This is a genomic window from Acinetobacter endophylla (assembly GCF_053543775.1).
In genome coordinates this window covers 1-305 of sequence record NZ_JBLVOM010000228.1, presented here as the reverse complement: position 1 = coordinate 305, position 305 = coordinate 1, and the positions used below count along the sequence as shown (strand labels likewise).

1 protein-coding gene is annotated in these 305 nt (G+C 31.1%); it reads right to left on the bottom strand.

Going from position 1 to position 305, the window contains the following annotated elements; all coding sequences use genetic code 11:
• On the bottom strand, positions 1–305 hold a 305-nt coding region (locus tag ACNPNW_RS06480; RefSeq protein WP_448766778.1), incomplete at both ends, for a hypothetical protein.

Here is a 305-nt window from a genome sequence, read left to right as displayed (position 1 = left end):
TTTTAAGTCTGCTGTATTTATATGAGCTATATATGGAATCCCTCCAATTTCGCTTATTTTATCAATCATAGATAAACTTGTCTCATATGTACCGTTTACTTGAGATGGAACATGATTATCTATTAAATATTGAACAGCAGTATGATTCGATTCATCAAATATCCCTACAAGGTGAATTTTTTCTGAACAAGAAATCTCGACCCCAAGAATTAATTTAATGGCATTTTGCTGTTTCTCTTTCCCCTTTATTCGTTCAATAAAGTATCCACTCACTGCAAACTCTAATTTTTTAAATCCAGATATTG